General features: G+C 69.6%; 16 protein-coding genes. 6 read left to right on the forward strand and 10 right to left on the reverse strand.

Annotated features, from left to right (window positions below; all coding sequences use genetic code 11):
- Nucleotides 1-38 precede the first annotated feature (38 nt).
- The 4 genes from OGL88_RS04780 to OGL88_RS04795 are packed head-to-tail and all read right to left on the reverse strand — an operon-like array spanning nt 39 to nt 4,103.
- Nucleotides 39-1,049 (reverse strand): ABC transporter substrate-binding protein, encoded by a 1,011-nt coding sequence (locus OGL88_RS04780; RefSeq protein WP_131846752.1) that lies wholly within the window; start codon nt 1,047-1,049, stop codon nt 39-41.
- Nucleotides 1,050-1,060: 11 nt separating this feature from the next.
- Nucleotides 1,061-1,921, reverse strand: coding sequence for an ABC transporter ATP-binding protein (locus tag OGL88_RS04785; protein WP_263090122.1), 861 nt, complete (start codon nt 1,919-1,921; stop codon nt 1,061-1,063).
- Complete coding sequence (locus OGL88_RS04790; RefSeq protein WP_263090124.1) at nt 1,918-2,994, reverse strand: FecCD family ABC transporter permease; 1,077 nt, start codon at nt 2,992-2,994, stop codon at nt 1,918-1,920. Before OGL88_RS04790 ends, OGL88_RS04785 begins: the two co-directional genes overlap by 4 nt.
- A gap of 29 nt (nt 2,995-3,023) precedes the next feature.
- Nucleotides 3,024-4,103, reverse strand: a complete 1,080-nt coding sequence (locus tag OGL88_RS04795) for a FecCD family ABC transporter permease (protein WP_263090126.1) — start codon at nt 4,101-4,103, stop codon at nt 3,024-3,026.
- A gap of 28 nt (nt 4,104-4,131) precedes the next feature.
- Between OGL88_RS04795 and OGL88_RS04800 the strand changes: the two genes are divergently transcribed.
- A complete protein-coding gene (locus OGL88_RS04800) occupies nt 4,132-4,971 on the forward strand; it encodes a siderophore-interacting protein (protein ID WP_123938320.1) in 840 nt (279 codons plus the stop codon).
- A gap of 177 nt (nt 4,972-5,148) precedes the next feature.
- Here the strand turns inward: OGL88_RS04800 and OGL88_RS04805 are convergent, their stop codons facing one another.
- The 3 genes from OGL88_RS04805 to OGL88_RS04815 all read right to left on the reverse strand — a co-directional run bounded on the left by OGL88_RS04805 (nt 5,149) and on the right by OGL88_RS04815 (nt 8,467).
- On the reverse strand, nt 5,149-6,063 hold the full coding sequence (locus OGL88_RS04805) for a carbohydrate ABC transporter permease (protein ID WP_263090129.1): 915 nt from the start codon (nt 6,061-6,063) through the stop codon (nt 5,149-5,151).
- A 1-nt stretch (nt 6,064) separates the two neighbouring features.
- Nucleotides 6,065-7,036: a carbohydrate ABC transporter permease gene (locus OGL88_RS04810; RefSeq protein ID WP_111086244.1), complete on the reverse strand. Its 972-nt coding sequence runs from the start codon at nt 7,034-7,036 to the stop codon at nt 6,065-6,067.
- Between the two features lie 75 nt (nt 7,037-7,111).
- Nucleotides 7,112-8,467 carry an extracellular solute-binding protein gene (locus tag OGL88_RS04815; RefSeq protein ID WP_263090131.1) on the reverse strand — a complete coding sequence of 452 codons (1,356 nt, stop codon included), beginning with the start codon at nt 8,465-8,467 and terminating at the stop codon, nt 7,112-7,114.
- Nucleotides 8,468-8,775: 308 nt separating this feature from the next.
- Here OGL88_RS04815 and arfA point away from each other — a divergent pair, with 308 nt between their 5' ends.
- Nucleotides 8,776-10,281: an arabinosylfuranosidase ArfA gene (gene arfA / locus OGL88_RS04820; protein WP_263090134.1), complete on the forward strand. Its 1,506-nt coding sequence runs from the start codon at nt 8,776-8,778 to the stop codon at nt 10,279-10,281.
- A 367-nt stretch (nt 10,282-10,648) separates the two neighbouring features.
- Here the strand turns inward: arfA and OGL88_RS04825 are convergent, their stop codons facing one another.
- Nucleotides 10,649-11,692: a LacI family DNA-binding transcriptional regulator gene (locus OGL88_RS04825; protein ID WP_276582895.1), complete on the reverse strand. Its 1,044-nt coding sequence runs from the start codon at nt 11,690-11,692 to the stop codon at nt 10,649-10,651.
- A gap of 191 nt (nt 11,693-11,883) precedes the next feature.
- On the opposite strand from OGL88_RS04825, the gene OGL88_RS04830 reads away from it, so the two are divergent.
- The 4 genes from OGL88_RS04830 (at nt 11,884) to OGL88_RS04845 (ending at nt 17,148) form a co-directional block, all read left to right on the forward strand.
- Nucleotides 11,884-12,831, forward strand: a complete 948-nt coding sequence (locus tag OGL88_RS04830; RefSeq protein ID WP_111086247.1) for a carbohydrate ABC transporter permease — start codon at nt 11,884-11,886, stop codon at nt 12,829-12,831.
- Entirely contained in the window at nt 12,828-13,817 is a 990-nt protein-coding gene (locus OGL88_RS04835; RefSeq protein WP_374114421.1) for a carbohydrate ABC transporter permease, read from the forward strand. The genes OGL88_RS04830 and OGL88_RS04835 overlap by 4 nt, the downstream gene beginning before the upstream one ends.
- A 99-nt stretch (nt 13,818-13,916) precedes the next feature.
- The gene (locus OGL88_RS04840; protein ID WP_263090140.1) at nt 13,917-15,251 is read left to right on the forward strand and encodes an ABC transporter substrate-binding protein; all 1,335 of its coding nucleotides are present in this window, start codon (nt 13,917-13,919) and stop codon (nt 15,249-15,251) included.
- A gap of 70 nt (nt 15,252-15,321) precedes the next feature.
- Nucleotides 15,322-17,148, forward strand: a complete 1,827-nt coding sequence (locus OGL88_RS04845; RefSeq protein ID WP_263090142.1) for a glycoside hydrolase family 35 protein — start codon at nt 15,322-15,324, stop codon at nt 17,146-17,148.
- Nucleotides 17,149-17,236: 88 nt separating this feature from the next.
- Here the strand turns inward: OGL88_RS04845 and OGL88_RS04850 are convergent, their stop codons facing one another.
- Nucleotides 17,237-17,701, reverse strand: coding sequence for a hypothetical protein (locus OGL88_RS04850; RefSeq protein WP_263090144.1), 465 nt, complete (start codon nt 17,699-17,701; stop codon nt 17,237-17,239).
- Complete coding sequence (locus tag OGL88_RS04855; RefSeq protein ID WP_263090145.1) at nt 17,698-17,997, reverse strand: biopolymer transporter Tol; 300 nt, start codon at nt 17,995-17,997, stop codon at nt 17,698-17,700. Before OGL88_RS04855 ends, OGL88_RS04850 begins: the two co-directional genes overlap by 4 nt.
- Nucleotides 17,998-18,022: the final 25 nt, after the last annotated feature.

Genomic DNA, 18,022 nt, shown 5'->3' on the forward strand with positions numbered 1-18,022 from the left:
GCTGGCAACGGGCCTCCCGTCCGATCGTTGGTTGCGTCCTAGGACAGCTTCTTGCTGTCCTCGAGCCAGCCCGCGAGCTGCTTCATGTAGTCGGCCTGCGAGGCGTAGTCGAGCGCCGGGAAGGTGAAGCTGTGCACCTGGCCGGCCTCGAGCGCCGCGTTGTCGGCGAAGGTCGGCTGCTTCTCGAGGTCCGCGACCTGGTAGCCCTGCTGCGACAGCAGCAGGACGTCGGCCTTGATCTGGCCCGCGTTCTCCCACGAGTAGATGCCCCAGTAGAAGCCCTTCGGCTTCGGGTTCACGAAGTCGACACCGAACGACGAGTACATCTGCAGCAGCGGCTCGTCGGTCGGGCGCGTGACGTAGGCGCCGTCACCGTCGGCGTACATGGAGACGACCGACAGGTCCTGCTCCTTCGCGACCTTCTCGAGCTCGTCGCCTGCGGTGTCGAAGCGCTTCTCGGCGGCCTCGATCGTCGACTCCTTGGCGCCGAGGGACTCGCTCAGGTCGGCGATCTTCTCGATGACGTCCTCGCCCTTGCCGCCCCACTTGACCTGGACGACCGGCGCGATGGCCTCGATCTGCTTCTCCTGCTCGTTGTCTTTGAAGCCGTAGCCGGGCTGCGTGTCGTCGAGCGTGCCCTTCTCGTCGGTCGGGTAGACCGAGGTCACGACCAGGTCGGGCTTCAGCGCGGCGAGCTTCTCGAGGTCGATGTCGCCGTACCCGGTGCCGAGCTGCGTGATGCCGTCGGTGTCCAGGTCGTCGAACCGGGCGTCCTTCGCCATGGTCAGCTGGCCGAAGGTGCCGACCGGCTTCAGGCCGTACTCGATGAACGAGATCGCGATGTCGTTCAGCACGACGACGCGCTTCGGCGTGTGGTCGACCTTCACGGTCGTGCCGGTGGCGTCCTCGTAGGACCAGGCCTTCGACGCCGCGGTGTCACCGTCGGAGTCGTTCGAGTCGGTGCTCGAGCAGCCGGCGAGGAGGAGGGCCGAGACGGCCACGGAGGTCAGGAGGGTGGCTCGGAGGGAGCCGCGTCGGGAGAGCTTCACGTTAGGAGAGGCTAACCTAAGTCTGCTGCCGTCGCCAGCACGGTGTCGCGTTCGCGGTGCAGCGACGTGTCGTGCTCGTCGGCCTCGGGCACGATCATCGGGGCGCCGGTCACGGGGTCCGGGAACACGCGCGCGTGCAGCCCGAAGGCGTGCTCGAGCAACGCGGGGGTCAGTACCTCGTGCGGTGCGCCGTCGGCAGCGACCCCGCCGTCGTGCAGCACGACGAGCCGGTCGGAGAACCGGGCCGCGAGCGACAGGTCGTGCAGGACCATCACGATGGTGGAACCCTGCTCGCGGTTGAGTCGGCGCACCAGGCGCAGGACCTCGAGCTGGTGTGCGAGGTCCAGGTAGGTCGTCGGTTCGTCGAGCAGCAACGTGTCGGCCTGCTGCGCCACCACCAGGGCGATCCACGCACGCTGTCGCTGGCCACCCGACAGGCTCGCGACGTCGCGGTGGGCGACGTCGGTCAGGCCGGTCGCCGCGATGGCCTGCTCGGCGACGTCGGCGTCGTCCGCGGTCCACGGCTTCGCCCACGACTGGTGCGGGTTGCGGCCGCGCATCACCAGGTCGAGCACGCTCGTGCCGGCGGGGGCGACGGGGGACTGCGGCAGGATCGCGAGCTTCCGCGCGACCTGGCGGTTCGGTTCCTTGCGGATCGGGGAACCGTCGAGCAGGACCTCGCCGGACTGCGGCTTCAGCACTCGCCCGAAGGCCTTGAGCAGGGTCGACTTGCCGCAGCCGTTCGCGCCGAGGAACGTCGTCACGGTGCCGCGCTCGACGCGCAGGTCGAGATCGGTCAGCACGGGGTGCCGGTCGTAGCCGACGGACAGGCCGCGGGCTTCGAGGACCGGGGTGGACGGGGGTGTCGTCATCGGGACATCTCCTTGCGGTGACGGATGAGGAGCCAGATCAGGTACGGGGCACCGATCACGGTCGTGATGATGCCGACGGGCACCTGCCACGGGAACGCCGATCGGGACAGCAGGTCCGCCGCGAGGACCAGCGCGGCGCCGAGCAGACCGGCGAGCAGCAGCGGTGGCCGGTTCGTCCCGGCCAGCCGGAGTCCGACCTGCGGCACCACGAACGCGACGAAGCCGACCGGTCCAGCAGCGGCGACGGCGGCGGCGGTGAGCACGACGGCCAGGGCGATCACGAGCAGGCGGTGTCGCTGGACGGCGAGCCCCACCCCGGTCGCGACCTCGTCACCGAGCTGTCCGATGCCGAGCGCCGCACTCGTCGCCAGGGCGATCGGCACCGCGACCGCGGCGACGATGAGCAGCGGCCAGACGCTCGACCACGAGGTGCTCGACAGGCTGCCGACGAGCCACTGCGACGCGGCGGTCGCGATGGTGATCTTGGCGCGGACGAGCAGGTAGCTCGTCACGGCGTCGAGGGTCGCGCTCACACCGATGCCGACCAGGATGAGCCGGTAGCTCTGCACCCCGCCGCGCCAACCGAGCCCGTACACGACGGCGGCGGCGACGAGCGCACCGATCGTCGCGGCCACGGGGATCCCGCCGCTGAGCACGATCGAGGACACCGAGTACGTGCCCCCGCCGAGCACGATGGCCGCCACGGCGCCGACGCTCGCGCCCGACGTCACGCCGATGATGTCCGGGGTACCCAGGGGGTTCCGCGTGAAGGTCTGGGTCAGTGCGCCGGCGATGCCGAGGGTCAGCCCGACGAGCGCGCCGGTGAGGACACGGGGCAGTCGGAGCGTGGTGATGATGAAGCCGTCCGGGCCGGTCTCGAGCCCGACCAGGGAGCGGAGCACGATGCCCGGGGCGATCCAGGTCGAGCCGATCGCGACACCGAGGACGACGAGCACCAGGACCAGACCGAGCGAGGCGGCCGTGTACCAGAACACCCGCGGGCGCCAGGCGAGGCCGATCGGACCGAAGCGGACACCGGCCCGGCCGGGCGCTCGGACGGCTGCGCCGGACATGGACGCGGATGCTCGTTCGGTCGTGCCGGTCACAGGGACACCAGCGATCGGCGGCGGGCGACGGCGACGAAGACGGGGCCGCCGATGACGGCCAGGACGATGCCGACCTCGACCTCCGAGAACCCGCCGATCAGGCGTCCGACGACGTCGGCGAGCAGCACGAGCGCCGCTCCGACGAGCCCGGAGACCGGCAGGGTCCACCGGTGCCCGGTGCCGACGAGGGCCCGGGCGACGTGCGGCACGGTCAGGCCGACGAACCCGATCGGGCCGGCGGCGGCGGTCGCTCCGGCTGCGAGCAACGTGATGGCCCCGAGCCCGACGAGCCGCGCGACGAGCACGTTCTCGCCCAGGCCCTTGGCCAGGTCCGAGCCGAGCCCGAGCGCGTCGAGGGCCCGGACGTTCAGGATCGCGAGCACGAGCCCGGCGACGAGGAACGGCCACACCGCGCCGAGGACGTCGAGCTGCCGTGCTGCGAGGGAACCGACGACCCACAGCCGGTACGCGTCGAGCGAGTCCTGGTCGGTCAGGACGACGAACGAGGTCAGCGCGCCCAACAGGGCCGAGACGGCAGCGCCGGCGAGGGCGAGGGGGACCGGGCTGGCCGTACCGCTGCCCGCGATGGTCACCGAGAACACCACGACGCTCGCCACCAGCGCGCCGCCGAGTGCGAACCACACCGTCGCGCCGGTGTTCGTGACCCCGAACACGTAGACGCCGAGGACGACGGCGAGCCCGGCACCCGACGAGACCCCGAACAGTCCGGGGTCGGCGAGCGGATTGCGCGTGTGCCCCTGCATCAGGAGCCCCGCGATCCCCAGGGCCGCACCGACCGCGGCACCGATGAGCGTGCGCGGGACCCGGGAGCCCCAGACGATCGCCTCATCGGTGGTCGACCCGGTCCGGAACAGGCCGTCGAGCACCCGGTCGACGCCGATCCGGTTGCTGCCGAGGAGCATGCTCGCGACCGCCACCAGGACCAGCACGACGACCAGTCCGGCGATCACCAGGACGCGGCGACGGACGGCGGCGCGGTGGACACCGAGGGCTGCTGACGCATCGGCGGTGCGGGCCTCCGAGACGGAAGCCAGGGCAGGGGAGGGGGCTGGCACGGAGAACATCTTAGGTTAGCCTTGCCTCATGGCGAAGACTCCGCGGCTCCTGCCCGAGAATCCCCGGCTCTTCCGTGCCCGGGTCCTGCGCACCGAGCGCACGACGCCGTCGATGCAGCGCGTGACCGTCACCGGCGACGACCTGCACGAGTTCCCGTTCCTCGGCTTCGACCACTGGTTCCGCCTGTTCACCGGGCGTCCGGACCAGGACGCGTTCCGGATGCCGGACCTCGACGGCAAGAAGTGGTGGCCGACGTTCCTGGCCATCCCCGAGGACGTCCGTCCGCACTGCGCGAACTACACCGTCGCCGCGTTCCGCCCGATGCCCGACGGCACCGCCGAGATGGACATCGACTTCGTCGTGCACACCGACGCTGACGGCGAGCCCGAGGGCCGTGCCGCGATCTGGGCCTGCGGCGCCCGCCCCGGCGACCAGCTGGCGATGCTCGACCAGGGCTGCATCTTCGACTGCCCGGACGACACCAGCGAGATCGTGATCGCGGCCGAGGAGACCGGACTGCCCGGCGTGCTCGGCATCGCCGCCTCGCTGCCCCGGAACGCGGTCGGCCGCATCATCCAAGAGGTCCCCACCGCCGGCGACGTCCGCGAGATCGACGCACCGGCCGGGGTCGCGGTCACGTGGATCGTCCGCGACGAGGTCGACCACCACGCCGTCCCGGGCCGCGCCGCGCTCGCCGAACTGCAGCGGCACGTGCCCGTCGACGACCGCGGGTACGCCTTCGTGGTCGGCGAGTCGACCCTCGCCACGGAGGGCCGCCGGCACCTGCACCGTGCGGGTCTGCCGAAGGCGCGCATCACGTTCTCCGGCTTCTGGAAGCACGAGGCCAAGGAGTCCGTCTCCGCCTGAGCGGTGCCCGTTCCTTCCCATGGCGCGTGCGATGCCTGGCGTTATCGGGCGTACCGTCACGGAACTTCTCACCAGGTACGCCCGTTTCCGCCAGGTGCGCCCGGAACGCGACCAACACGACGGACGGGAGGCCCGGTGCCAGCTGGCACCGGGCCTCCCGTCCGCCGTGGGGTGGCGTCAGCCCTTGAGGCCGGAACCCGTCACGCCCTCCACGATCTGCCGCTGGAAGATCAGGTAGAGGATGATCAGCGGCAACGCCGCCAGGATCGCTCCGGCCTGGATGTCCGCGTAGCGCTGACCGAAGCTGCCCTGGACCGTGGCGAGCCCGACCGGGATCGTCATGAGGTCCGGGTTCGACAGCACGAACAGCGGCAGCAGCAGGTTGTTCCAGACACCGACGAAGGTCAGGATCGTGACCGCGGCGATCACCGGACGCGACAGCGGCAGGATGACCGACCAGTAGATCTTCCAGATGTTGGCACCGTCGATGCGTGCCGCTTCCTCCAGCTCCTTCGGGATCCCGTCGAAGAACTGCTTGAAGATGAACACCGCGATCACGGCGGGCACCTGCGGGAAGATGACCGACCAGTAGGTGTTCAGCAGGCCGACGGCGTTGAGCTCCTGGAAGATCGGGATGATCAGGACCTGCGTCGGGATCATGATGCCGAGGATGATGAGCAGGAACACGATGTTCCGACCGCGGAACACCAGGCGGGACAGCGCGAACGCCGCCATCGAGGCGAACATGACCGTCAGGACGGCCGTGATGACGCTCGTGATGGCGCTGGCGAGGTACCAGTTCCAGATGTCGCCGGCCTGGAACAGCGACGCGTAGGAGTGCAGCGTCGGGTTCCAGTTCGACAGGATCGAGTTCGCGCCGAGGGCGGCGACGCCGTTGTCGGACAGCGACGTCTTCAGGGCGAACAGGCTGGGGATGAGCCAGATGATCGCGAAGACGATCAGGATGATCCCGGCGACCAGGTTGAAGCCCTTGCCGGAGACGCCGATCTTGGCGGCGTTCGCGGGGGCGGCGGCCGAGACGCCGGTGCGGAGCTTGGCGCGGCCGGTGGTGATGCTCTCGGTGGCGGTCATGTCAGGCCCCGATCTCTCGCTTGGCGGCAGCGCGCTCGACGAGCTGCCGGATGACCGCGATCGCGACGATCACGATGAACAGGAGCACCGACGCTGCCGAGGCGGCACCGAGTCGGTTGTCGGTGAAGCCGACGCCCGTGATGAGCTGCAGCGAGACCTGGGTGGAGATGCCCGGTCCGCCGTTCGTCATCAGGTACACCTGGTCGAAGATCTTCAGGCTCGCGATGATCTGCAACAGGATGACCAGCGTCGTGGTGCGGCCGAGCAGCGGCAGCGTGATCGACTTGATCTGCTGCCAGTTCGACGCACCGTCGACGGCGGCCGCTTCGTACAGTTCGCGCGGGATCTCCTGCAGACCGGCCAGGTAGAGCACGAAGTTGAAGCCGAGGGTCCACCAGACGGTGGCGATCGCGACACCGATCATCGCGGTGTTCGGGCTGGACAGCATGCCGGAGCCCGGGGTGAGGCCGATGGCCGACTGCATGCTCGCCCACAGGCCGGTCGCCGGCGTGAAGATGAACACCCAGATGAGCGAGATCGTCGCCGACGGCAGGATGAACGGCAGGAAGAACGCCAGTCGGAAGAACCACTGGCCGCGGTTCATCCGGTTCGTCAGGACGGCGAAGACGAACGCCAGGATGACGAGCGGCGGCGTCGTGTAGAGCGTGAACTGCAGCGTGTGCCAGAGCGACGACCAGAAGTCGGAACGTCCGAGCATCTCGGCGTAGTTCGCGAACCCGGCGAAGCTGCCGAGGCCTGTGCGGACGGTCGAGGTGTTGAAGAAGCTCGAGACGATCATCCAGACCGTCGGGCCGAGCAGGAACGCCGCGTAGAACAGGCCGAACGGGGCGAGGAAGAGCCAGCCGCTGCGGCCCTGGCCACGGGTGAGGCTGGTGCCGTAGGTGCGGTTCCGGCGCGGACGCGACGCGGTGGCCGCGTCCGTGGGCCGGTCGAGGACAGGTGCTGTGGTCACGTCATCGTGCCTTTCGCGCGGTGTTCACGGCGTTCACGTGCCGGGCAGGTGCATGCCCGGTGGTCGCGTGCCCGGTCACAGGGGGCTCGGGGTGTTCAGGTAGGTCGCGAGCTGCGACTTGATGGCACTGAGCGCCTGTGCGGGCGACGAGCTGCCCTGCTGCACGAGTGCCAGCTGGGCGCCGACGGTGCCCTCGAAGGTCGAACCGGAGCCGCCGTACCAGGCGGCGTCGTCGAACACGGCGGTCTCGGCTGCGGCCGCGTAGTTCGACTGGGGCTTGAGCTCCTTGTAGGCGCTGCTGTCGAAGGTCGGGATGTAGGCGGGGACGTGCCCGCCCTCGGCCCAGGTCAGGCTCTGCTCGAGCATCTGCTTGATGAAGAGCATGTGCTGCTTGCGCTGCTCGGGCGTGCGGTCCTTCTTCGGCAGCACGAAGGTGTGCGAGTCCGCCTGCGTCGCGGGCTTGTCGTACAGCTGCGGGATCGGGGCCATGCCGAACTTCAGTCCCTTGATGGACTGCGCCGTGCTGATCTCCCACTCGCCCTGCATGAAGAAGCCGGCCTTGCCGTCGAACATCAGGGACTGCGCCGTGGCGTAGTCGAGCGCCTTGTTCATCCAGCCCTGCTTGACCCACTTCTGGGTGCGGCTGGTGACCTCGTTGTAGGCGTCCTCGTTGACCGTGAGCTTCGCGCCGCCGTCGCTGATGAAGGGGGTCGCGTCGTTGATCTGGTTGTACATCGTCCAGAAGAAGCGCCACGGGGTGGCGGTCTCCGGCACGACGTTGGCGACGTTGAGCGCGGTGCCGCCGGTGACCTTCGAGACCGCCGCCAGGGCACTCTCGAACGTGTCCATGCCGGACAGGTCCTTGAGGCTGCCGTCGCTGTCGAGCAGGCCTGCCTTCTTGCACACGTCAACGTTGTAGAAGAGCACGAAGGGGTGGGTGTCGAGCGGGACGGCGATGTTGTTGCCGTCGGTCTTCTGCGCCGTCCAGGCCTTCTGGTTGAAGTCGGCGGCGCTGAGGCCGACGCTCGCCAGGTCCTCGGATGTGATCGGGTCGAGCAGGTCGCCGTCCCACAGCGGCTTCGCCCGGGTCAGGTGGGCGACCGCGACGTCCGGCGGCTTGTTCCCGACGGTGGCCAGTGTCAGCTTCGAGTAGTACGGGTTGCCCCACGCGAACGTGGTGGCCTGCAGCGAGCTCGATCCGCCGTGCTGCTTCGCGTAGCCGTCCTCCATCGCCTGCATGCGGAGGCCGTCACCGCCGCCGAAGAGGTTCCAGAAGACGAGCGTCTCGGGGTTGAGGGCACTGCCGGCCAGGCCGGCTGCGATCGGGCTCGAGCACGCGGCGAGCGGCAGGACCGTCGCGGCCGCCGCTCCTGCGGCGAGGAAGCCGCGGCGCGAGAGGCGCGACGCGGGTGTTGCTGGGCGGTTCGGCATGGCATCACTCCATCGGGATGGGCCGGGCTCGGGAGCAGGGTCGGTGCTCCCGCCGGAGCATCGCTGCTCCATTCGCGGAACACTGCTGCTCCGTGCACGAGAGCCGTGGGTCGGTGCTCCGTGAGCGCTCACATTAGCGCTCGCGAAGATCATCCGCCACCCCTTTCGCGTCGCCGTGGAACCCGGTAGCGTTTCGGTCAGGTGAGCGCTCACTTTCGTGACGGTCCGCTTCGCTACCCCTGGCGCCGGACCCAGTACGCGCACCGCACGACCCGCAGTACCCGCTCTCGCACGATCGAAGGAGATCCATGCCCCGCACACACCTCGTCCTCGACGCCGCGTTCACCGTGGGGCCGGTGCGACGTCGCCTGTTCGGCGGGTTCGTCGAGCACCTCGGCCGCCACGTCTACGACGGCATCCACGAGCCCGCGCACGAGACCGCCGACGAGCACGGCTTCCGGAAGGACGTCGTCGAGCTCGTCAAGGAACTCGGCGTCTCCGCCATCCGCTACCCCGGCGGCAACTTCGTCTCCGGCTACAAGTGGGAGGACGGCGTCGGCCCCGTCGAGCAGCGCCCGAAGCGCCTCGACCTGGCCTGGCACTCGACCGAGACCAACGAGGTCGGCCTGCACGAGTTCCAGCACTGGCTTGACCAGGTCGGTTCGGAGCTCATGCTCGCGGTGAACCTCGGTACCCGCGGCACCGCCGAGGCCATCGAGCTCCTCGAGTACGCGAACATCGACGCCGGAACCGCGCTGTCCGAGTACCGCCGGTCGAACGGCCGCCAGGAGCCGTTCGCGATCAAGATGTGGTGCCTCGGCAACGAGATGGACGGCCCGTGGCAGCTCGGCCACAAGAACGCCGAGGACTACGGCAAGCTCGCCGCGATGACCGCCAAGGCCATGCGCCAGATCCAGCCCGACCTCGAGCTCGTCGCCTGCGGTTCGTCCGGCGCCTCGATGCCGACGTTCGGCGAGTGGGAGCGCACCGTGCTCGAGCACACCTACGACGACGTCGACTACATCTCCGCGCACGCCTACTACGAGGAGGACGGCGACCTCGCCTCGTTCCTCGCCTCCGGCGTCAACATGGACCACTTCATCAAGACGGTCACCACCGCCGCCGACCACGTGCAGGCGCAGAAGAAGTCCGACAAGCGCATCGACATCTCGTTCGACGAGTGGAACGTCTGGTCCATCACCAAGTGGAACGAGATGCAGAAGGAGTTCACGCTCCAGGACTGGCCCGTCGCTCCGCGTCTGCTCGAGGACGTCTACACCGTCGCCGACGCCGTCGTCGTGGGTGGGCTGCTCATCTCGCTGCTCCGCCACGCGGACCGTGTCGCCTCGGCCTCGCTCGCGCAGCTCGTCAACGTCATCGGCCCGATCATGACCGAGCCCGGCGGCCCGGCCTGGCGCCAGACGACGTTCTTCCCGTTCTCGGTGACGTCGCGCCTGGCGAACGGCACGTCGCTGCAGGTCAAGTCCTCGGGTGACACCGTCGACGGCGGCAAGTACGGCGAGGTGCCGGTCGTGGACTCGGCCGCCACCGTGACCGAGGACGGCAAGGCGGCGGTCTTCCTCATCAACCGCCACCCGTCCGAGTCGACCACCGTCACGATCGACCTCGCGGGCCTGGCGGCCTCGGGTGACGTCCGCGCCGAGGGCGTCTGGGACGACGACATCCACGCCGTGAACGACCTGTCGTCCACCGAGCGCGTCGGGCTCCGCACGAACGAGACGGTCAGCCGCGACGGCGACACCATCACGATCGAGCTGCCGCCCGTGTCCTGGACCGCCGTGTCGATCGGCTGAGACGCCTCGGCGTGCGTTGCGGCGGGCGTCGAGTGAGCACAGAGGACGTCGGGCGCTCGCGCCCGACGTCCTCTGCTCGTTCGTGCGCTGGCGTGCGGCGGGGCCGAGTCTCGGCCTGGGCGACACTTCTCGCGCCCGCGGCCGCGAGATCGGTCGCTCACCCCGAGTCTCGGCGTGGCGTGCCCGAGACCCGGCCGTCCGCCGGACGGGAGGCCCGTGGCGGGCTGGCACCGTGCCTCCCGTCCGGTGGGTCCAGGGATTGCGGGCCGAGTCTCGGCCTGGGCGACACTTCTCGCGCCCGCGGTCGCAAGGTCGGTCGCTCACCGCGAGTCTCGGGGCGCGGCCAGCGACCCGCGGCCGGGCCGCGTCAGCGCGCGGGCGCGCGCGCGGGCGGGCGCGCGGTGCTCGCTCGCTCCACCAGGCGCACGGGCACCAGGTCGGGGGCGGAGGACACGGACTCGCCGTCGATCTGGGCGAGCAGGTTCGCGACGGCTCGGCGCCCGACCTCGTCGAAGGATTGGTGCACGGTGGTGAGCGGCGGCCAGAAGGAGTCGGACTCGGGGGAGTCGTCGAACCCCACCACGCTGAGCGACGACGGTACGGACCGCCCGAACTCGTGCGCGGCGCGGAGCACCCCGAGCGCGGTCTGGTCGTTGGCGGCGAACACGGCGGTGATCTCCGGGCGCGCGGCGATCTCGAGCCCGGCCGAGTATCCGTGCTCGGTCGTCCACCCGCCGTGGAACACCGGCGGGACGTGCCGCCCGGCGCGCGACAGGGTGTCCTGCCACGCGGCCAACCGGCGTGCGGCGGAGTACGACGAGGTCGGTCCGGCGACGTGCCAGACGGTCTCGTGGCCGAGGTCGAGCAGGTGCTGGGTGGCCTGGCGCGCGCCGTCGGTCTGGTCGGTGTCGATCGCGGGGTGGTCGGTGCTGCCGGTGGAGTCGATGATGACCATGGGCACGCCGTCGGGCAGCACGACCTCGGCCGTGTCGATGATGTGCGACTCGATGATGATCACGACGCCGTCGACGGCCTGTTCGTGCAGGCGGGAGAACGCGGAGCGCACGCCCTCTTCGGTGCGCGAGGCCATCGGCAGCAGGGTGATCGTGAAGTCGGCGGCACCGGCGGCGTCGGCGATCGCCTCGAGTGTGCGCATGTTGCCGAAGGACGCGAGCGTGAACATGATCACGCCGATGGTGCGGAAGCGGCCCGATCGCAGGGCCCGTGCGGCACGGTTCGGCCGGTAACCCAGGGTGTCCATCGCGCGCTGGACCCGGTCGCGGGTGTCCGGGCTGACGTTGTCGAACCCGCGGGCGACGCGCGAGACGGTCTGCATCGAGACCCCGGCGGCGTCGGCGACGGCGGCCATCGAGGGGGAGCGGCGGGTGCCGGCGGGGGACTCGGTCGTCATCGGCTCGAGCTCCTTCCGTTGCGGGATCACGCAGTCTGCGTTCCCGGACGCTAGCGCATGTTGACGTTGCCATGCTATCGTCCTGACGTTCGATGTTGACGTCAACATCTGCGATCGCCAGAGCGCCCGACACCGGGCCCGGGCCGCGACCGAGACACCGGACACCCGAACGCAGCAGACGAAGGAGTCACATGAGCACGCTCGCAGCGCGGCCCGGCGAGGCAGCCGCAGCGCAGCCGGCAGCCCCCCGCCCGGCAGGTCGCCGGACCAAGGCGCGGGGTCGCTACACCGGCTGGCTGTTCGTCGGACCCTTCGTGGTCGTCCTGATCGCCATGCTCATCGTCCCGATCGGCTACGCCCTGTGGCTCAGCCTGTTCCGCGACCAGCTCATCGGCGGCAACCAGTTCGTCTGGTTCGCCAACTACGTCCAGCTCTTCCAGGACGCCAAGTTCTGGTCCGGCTTCGGTCGGGTCGCGATCTTCCTGGTCGTCCAGGTCCCGATCATGCTCGGGCTCGCACTCGTCGCCGCCCTCGCACTCGACAGCGCACGGCTCTGGGGCACGAGCTTCTTCCGCATCGCGGTGTTCCTGCCCTACGCCGTCCCCGGTGTCGTCGCGGCCCTGATCTGGGGCTTCATCTACGGCAACCAGTTCGGCCTGACCGGTGCGGCGAACGACGCGCTCGGCATCGACCTGCTGCAGCCGTTCAGCCCCAGCTGGGTGCTGACCTCCATCGGCAACGTGGTCACGTGGGAGTTCCTCGGCTACAACATGCTGATCTTCTACGCCGCACTCCGCACGGTCCCCGGTGAGCTGTACGAGGCCGCCGAGCTCGACGGCGCCGGCCCCCTGCGCACGGTCTTCTCGATCAAGCTCCCGGCCCTGCGCGGCCCGATGGTCATCGCCACGATCTTCTCGATCATCGGCAGCTTCCAGCTCTTCAACGAGCCGAACCTGCTGAAGACCCTGGCCCCCAACGTCATCGGCAGCGCCTTCACCCCGAACATGTACGCCTACTCGCTGTCCTTCAGCGGCCAGCAGTTCAACTACTCCGCCACCGTCGCGATCGTGATGGGCGTGATCACCGCGGTGATCGCCTACGTCGTCCAGGTCCGCGGAACCCGCCAGGAGAACCGATGAGCACCATGCAGCACCCCGCGACCGGCGCCGCCGGGCCGGCCACGGTCACCGAGGCGACCACGACGCAGCGCGACCCGCGCACCCGCTCGACCCGCGCCTCCCGGAAGGCCGAGCGGAAGGCCGAGCAGCACGTCGACGGACGCAAGCCGAAGCGTTCCGGCCTGCTGACCGCGGTCATGGTCGTCTTCGTCGTCTACTCGTTCGCGCCGCTGTTCTACCTGCTCGTGAACAGCACGAAGACGCAGGCGTCGCTGCTCTCCACGTTCGGGCTCTGGTTCGGCGGGGACTTCAACCTCTGGCAGAACATCGTCGACACCGTCACCTACAACGACGGCATCTTCCTGCAGTGGTTCGGCAACACACTGCTCTACGTGGTCGTCGGTGCCGGTGGCGCCACCCTGCTCGCGACCGTCGCGGGCTACGGCATGGCGAAGTTCCAGTTCCCCGGCCGTCGCGCGGTGTTCGCCATCGTGCTCGGTGCCATCGCGGTCCCCGGTACGGCCCTGGCAGTCCCGACCTTCCTGCTCTTCTCGCAGGTCGGCCTGACCAACACCCCGTGGTCGATCATCCTGCCGTCGCTCATCAGCCCGTTCGGCATGTACCTGATCTGGACCTACGCGGTCGACGCGATCCCCGCCGAACTCCTCGAGGCCGCCCGCATGGACGGCGCCGGCGAGTTCCGGATCTTCTTCACCATCGCGCTCCGCCTCCTCGCTCCCGGTGTCGTCACCGTCCTGCTCTTCGCGGTCGTCGCCACCTGGAACAACTACTTCCTGCCGCTCATCATGCTGAGCGACCCGAAGTGGTACCCCCTGACGGTCGGCCTGAACCAGTGGAACGCCCAGGCCACCGGCTCCGGTGCGCAGCCGATCTACAACCTCGTCGTCACGGGATCGCTCCTCACGATCATCCCGATCGTGGTCGCGTTCCTCTTCCTCCAGCGCTTCTGGCAGTCCGGCCTCGCGGCCGGGTCCGTCAAGGCCTGATCCGTCGGACGGGAGGCCCGTGGCGACCCCGCCCCGCGACCTCCGGTCCGGCACACAGCAGCACGACCCCCTCTCCACGAAGAAGTGAAAGGCACCCCCATGAACAAGCGTCTCCGGCGCGGGCTCAGCGCCCTCGCCATCGGCGTCACCGCCACGATCGCCCTCGCCGCCTGCGCGTCCGGCGGCTCGTCCTCCGGTGGCTCGTCCGACGACATCACCAAGGCGCTGAAGGACGGTGGCACTCTGACCTACTGGTCGTGGACCCCCTCCGCCAAGGCCCAGGTCGCCGCGTTCGAGAAGCAGTACCCCAAGGTGAAGGTCAAGCTCGTCAACGCCGGCACCGGCGCCGACCAGTACACCAAGCTGCAGAACACCGTGAAGGCCGGCTCGGGCGCCCCCGACGTCGCGCAGGTCGAGTACTTCGCCCTGCCGCAGTTCGCCCTGTCCGACTCGCTGCTCGACCTGTCCGGCTACGGCTTCGACTCGCTCGAGGACAAGTTCGCGAAGAGCACCTGGAGCTCGGTGTCGATCGACGACAAGGTCTACGGCCTGCCGCAGGACTCCGGCCCCATGGCGCTGTTCTACAACAAGACGGTCTTCGACAAGCACGACATCGCCGTGCCGAAGACGTGGGACGAGTACGTCGCCGCCGCGAAGAAGCTGCACGAGGCCGACCCGAACGCCTACATCGCGGCCGACTCCGGCGACGCCGGCTTCACCACGAGCATGATCGCCCAGGCCGGTGGCACCCCGTTCACCACCGACGGCGACAAGGTCACGATCAACCTGCAGGACGCCGGCAGCAAGAAGTGGACGAGCACCTGGAACGAGCTCGTCGAGCAGGGCCTGCTGTCGAAGACGGTCGGCTGGACCGACGACTGGTACAAGCAGCTCGGCAACGGTGAGATCGCCACGATGATCACCGGCGCCTGGATGCCCGGCAACCTGGAGTCCGGCGTCGCCCAGGCCTCGGGTGACTGGCGTGTCGCTCCGATGCCGACCTACGACGGTGGCACCGCCCAGACCGCGAACAACGGCGGCAGTGCCGAGGTCGTCATGAAGCAGTCGAAGAACCCGGCCCTCGCCGCGGGCTTCCTGAAGTGGCTGAACTCGTCCAAGGAGTCGACCGACGTCTTCATGAAGTCCGGTGGGTTCCCCTCGACGACCGCTGACCTCGACTCGTCGGCCTTCCTCGACGAGAAGCCGTCCTACTTCGGTGGGCAGCAGATCAACAAGGTGCTCGTCGACGCGTCGAAGTCCTCGGACAACGACTTCACCTACCTGCCGTACCAGGTGTACGCGAACAGCGTCTACGCCGACACCGTCGGTCAGGCGTACGAGAACGGCACCTCGCTCGACGCGGGCCTCGAGGCCTGGCAGAAGGCCCTCGCCAAGTACGGCAAGGACCAGGGCTTCACGGTCTCGACCAAGTAGCACCGGCACCAACTCCCCGGGGTCGTGCGGACGTCGTCCGCACGACCCCGCTGTCTGAAAGAGTCATCTCATGCGATTCGCCATCGGCGACACCGACTTCCTGCTCGACGGCGAGCCGCACCGCGTGCTGTCCGGTGCGATCCACTACTTCCGCGTGCACCCCGACCTGTGGGCCGACCGGATCCGCAAGGCGAAGCTGATGGGCCTCAACACCATCGAGACCTACGTCGCCTGGAACGCGCACGCTCCGTCGCCCGACGTCTTCGACCTGACCGGCGGCCTCGACCTCGGCCGGTTCCTCGACCTGGTCGCAGCCGAGGGCATGCACGCCATCGTCCGTCCCGGCCCCTACATCTGCGCCGAGTGGACCAACGGCGGCCTGCCGTACTGGCTCTTCGCCGACGGCACCGTGGGTGTCCGGCGCGACGAGCCCGGGTTCCTGGCAGCGGTCTCGCAGTACCTGGAGCAGCTCGCACCGGTCCTCGTACCCCGGCAGATCGACAACGGTGGCCCGATCGTGCTCGTGCAGGTCGAGAACGAGTACGGCGCGTACGGCTCCGACTCCGTGTACCTGCAGAAGCTCGAGAGGATGCACCGCGCGATCGGCCTGACGGTTCCGTTCACGAGCGTCGACCAGCCGATGGGCACGATGCTCGAGGACGGCTCGCTGCCGTCGCTGCACAAGACCGGCTCGTTCGGCTCGCGGTCCGCCGCCCGCCTCGAACGCCTGCGGCAGGCCCAGCCCACCGGCCCCCTGATGTGCTCCGAGTTCTGGGACGGCTGGTTCGACAGCTGGGGCGAGCACCACCACACCACGCCGGCGTCCGCCAGTGCCGAGGACCTCGACGTCCTGCTCGCCGCCGGCGGCTCGGTCAACATCTACATGTTCCACGGCGGCACGAACTTCGGCTTCACGAACGGCGCGAACGACAAGGGCGTGTACCGGCCGATCGCGACGTCGTACGACTACGACGCCCCACTCGACGAGGCGGGTCGGCCGACGTCGAAGTTCCACGCCTTCCGCGCGGTCATCGAGCGCTACGCGCCCGTGCCGCCGTTGCCGGCATCCATGGAGCCGGGTGGGTCGGGTCGCCTCGGATCCCACGACCGTTCGGGCGACCGGGAGGCCCGGGTCGCCCCCGCCACGGACCTCGCCGTCCGTCTCGACCGCGTCGCGTCACTCCGCTCCCTGCTGCCCACGCTCACGACGTGGTCAGCGCACGACGAGCCGCCGACGTTCGACGCCCTCGGTGCAGCCAGCGGCTTCGTCCTGTACCGGGCCGAGGTCGACCTGCCCACCGGCGGTGTGCTGACCATCGGGGAAGAGGTCCGCGACCGCGCGATCGTGTCCGTCGACGGCGTCGTCGTCGGCGTCCTGGAGCGCGAGCACCACGACCGTGCCATCGTCCTGCCGCCGGTGACCCGTACCCTCGAACTGCTCGTCGAGGACCAGGGCCGGGTCGACTACGGCCTGCGCATCGGCGAACCGAAGGGCCTGATCGGCGGGGTCGCCGTCGACGGTGTCCCGCTGTCCCGCTGGACCGCGGCACCGTTGGCGCTCGACCCGATCGCACCGTCCGCCCTCGATGCGCTGTCCGCCGCGGAGCCGACCGACGGCGAGGTGCTCGCGGGGCCGACCTTCGCCGCCGGGTCGTTCGACCTCGACGCGGCGGACGACCGCTACCTGGCGCTCGACGGCTTCCGCAAGGGTGTCGCCTGGGTGAACGGGTTCTGCCTCGGTCGGTACTGGTCGCGCGGCCCGCAGCAGACCCTGGCGATCCCCGGCCCGGTCCTGCGCCAGGGCCGGAACGAGCTCGTCGTCCTCGAGCTGCACGCGGCGGCGTCCCGTACGGCGCACCTGCTCCTCGAGCCGTCGCTGGGTCACACCGAGGGCTGACGCGGCTCGCGGCGGACCTGGTCGAATCGGGCGTACCAGGTCGGAACTTCCGACCAGGTACGCCCGATTCCGCTTTCCACCGCGGGCGTCATGGGACGTTTCGGACTTCGTGAGTCGCTGCCCACGCCCGCACCTCGAGGAGCGCCTCGTGTCGCCAGCGCCAAAGCGGGGCGAACCTCGTACCGTCGTCCTCCCATGCTCGGGTCAGCAGCCAGATCTGCCGTCGGTGGCCGACACCGCGATCGTCGCGCCACTCGACGGACGCGTCGTCGAGCACCGCGGTGATGCCCGCACGCGGTGCGCTCCACGACGACAGGAAGCCGGAGTACCGGAGGGTTTCGTCGGATAGGTGCACGGCGACGCGGCGGAGCCTGGCCGTGGCCCAGGTTCCGCCGGCGATGAAGGCGACACCGAGGACGAAGACGAACACCCGCGCCGACGCTCCGGGTACGAAGGCCACGCTCGCGAGTGCGACTCCTGTCCCGATCATCACCGGGCCGAACGCGATGAGGTTCAGGATGCGGTCCAGGCGCGGCGGACGGATCGTCGTCACGGCAGAGCGTCCAGGTCGGCCAGGGCCTGCTCGGCGTCGGCGATCCGATCGGCTTCGGGGCGCGTCCACCACTCCGGGCCGCGTTCGCCCAGACCGTGCTTCGCGAGCCCGTTCCGGTGCCGTGCCGCGGCCAGCGCAGCGTCGTCGCCCGCGCGTTTCGCGGTCTTCACCGCGTTGCGCCCGCGCCCCAGGTGGGAGCGGAGCGCGGCCGCGAGTTCCTCGGGCAGGGCCGGGTCGGTGCGGCGCCAGCGTCGGCCGTCCACGACGAAGAAGTGGTCGTCGGGTTCGGCGGTCATGCCCCGAGTCTGCACCGTCAGTGGT

Source organism: Curtobacterium sp. RIT-PI-V (assembly GCF_025642935.1).
Lineage (GTDB): Bacteria > Actinomycetota > Actinomycetes > Actinomycetales > Microbacteriaceae > Curtobacterium.

Coding starts and splice junctions, on each gene's coding strand:
- OGL88_RS04845 (WP_263090142.1), top strand. CDS start 15,322: ATGCGATTCGCCATCGGCGACACCGACTTCCTGCTCGACGGCGAGCCG.
- OGL88_RS04790 (WP_263090124.1), bottom strand. CDS start 2,994: ATGTCCGGCGCAGCCGTCCGAGCGCCCGGCCGGGCCGGTGTCCGCTTC.
- OGL88_RS04835 (WP_374114421.1), top strand. CDS start 12,828: ATGAGCACCATGCAGCACCCCGCGACCGGCGCCGCCGGGCCGGCCACG.
- OGL88_RS04815 (WP_263090131.1), bottom strand. CDS start 8,467: ATGCCGAACCGCCCAGCAACACCCGCGTCGCGCCTCTCGCGCCGCGGC.
- arfA (WP_263090134.1), top strand. CDS start 8,776: ATGCCCCGCACACACCTCGTCCTCGACGCCGCGTTCACCGTGGGGCCG.
- OGL88_RS04830 (WP_111086247.1), top strand. CDS start 11,884: ATGAGCACGCTCGCAGCGCGGCCCGGCGAGGCAGCCGCAGCGCAGCCG.
- OGL88_RS04785 (WP_263090122.1), bottom strand. CDS start 1,921: ATGACGACACCCCCGTCCACCCCGGTCCTCGAAGCCCGCGGCCTGTCC.
- OGL88_RS04805 (WP_263090129.1), bottom strand. CDS start 6,063: ATGACCGCCACCGAGAGCATCACCACCGGCCGCGCCAAGCTCCGCACC.
- OGL88_RS04840 (WP_263090140.1), top strand. CDS start 13,917: ATGAACAAGCGTCTCCGGCGCGGGCTCAGCGCCCTCGCCATCGGCGTC.
- OGL88_RS04800 (WP_123938320.1), top strand. CDS start 4,132: ATGGCGAAGACTCCGCGGCTCCTGCCCGAGAATCCCCGGCTCTTCCGT.
- OGL88_RS04855 (WP_263090145.1), bottom strand. CDS start 17,997: ATGACCGCCGAACCCGACGACCACTTCTTCGTCGTGGACGGCCGACGC.
- OGL88_RS04825 (WP_276582895.1), bottom strand. CDS start 11,692: ATGACGACCGAGTCCCCCGCCGGCACCCGCCGCTCCCCCTCGATGGCC.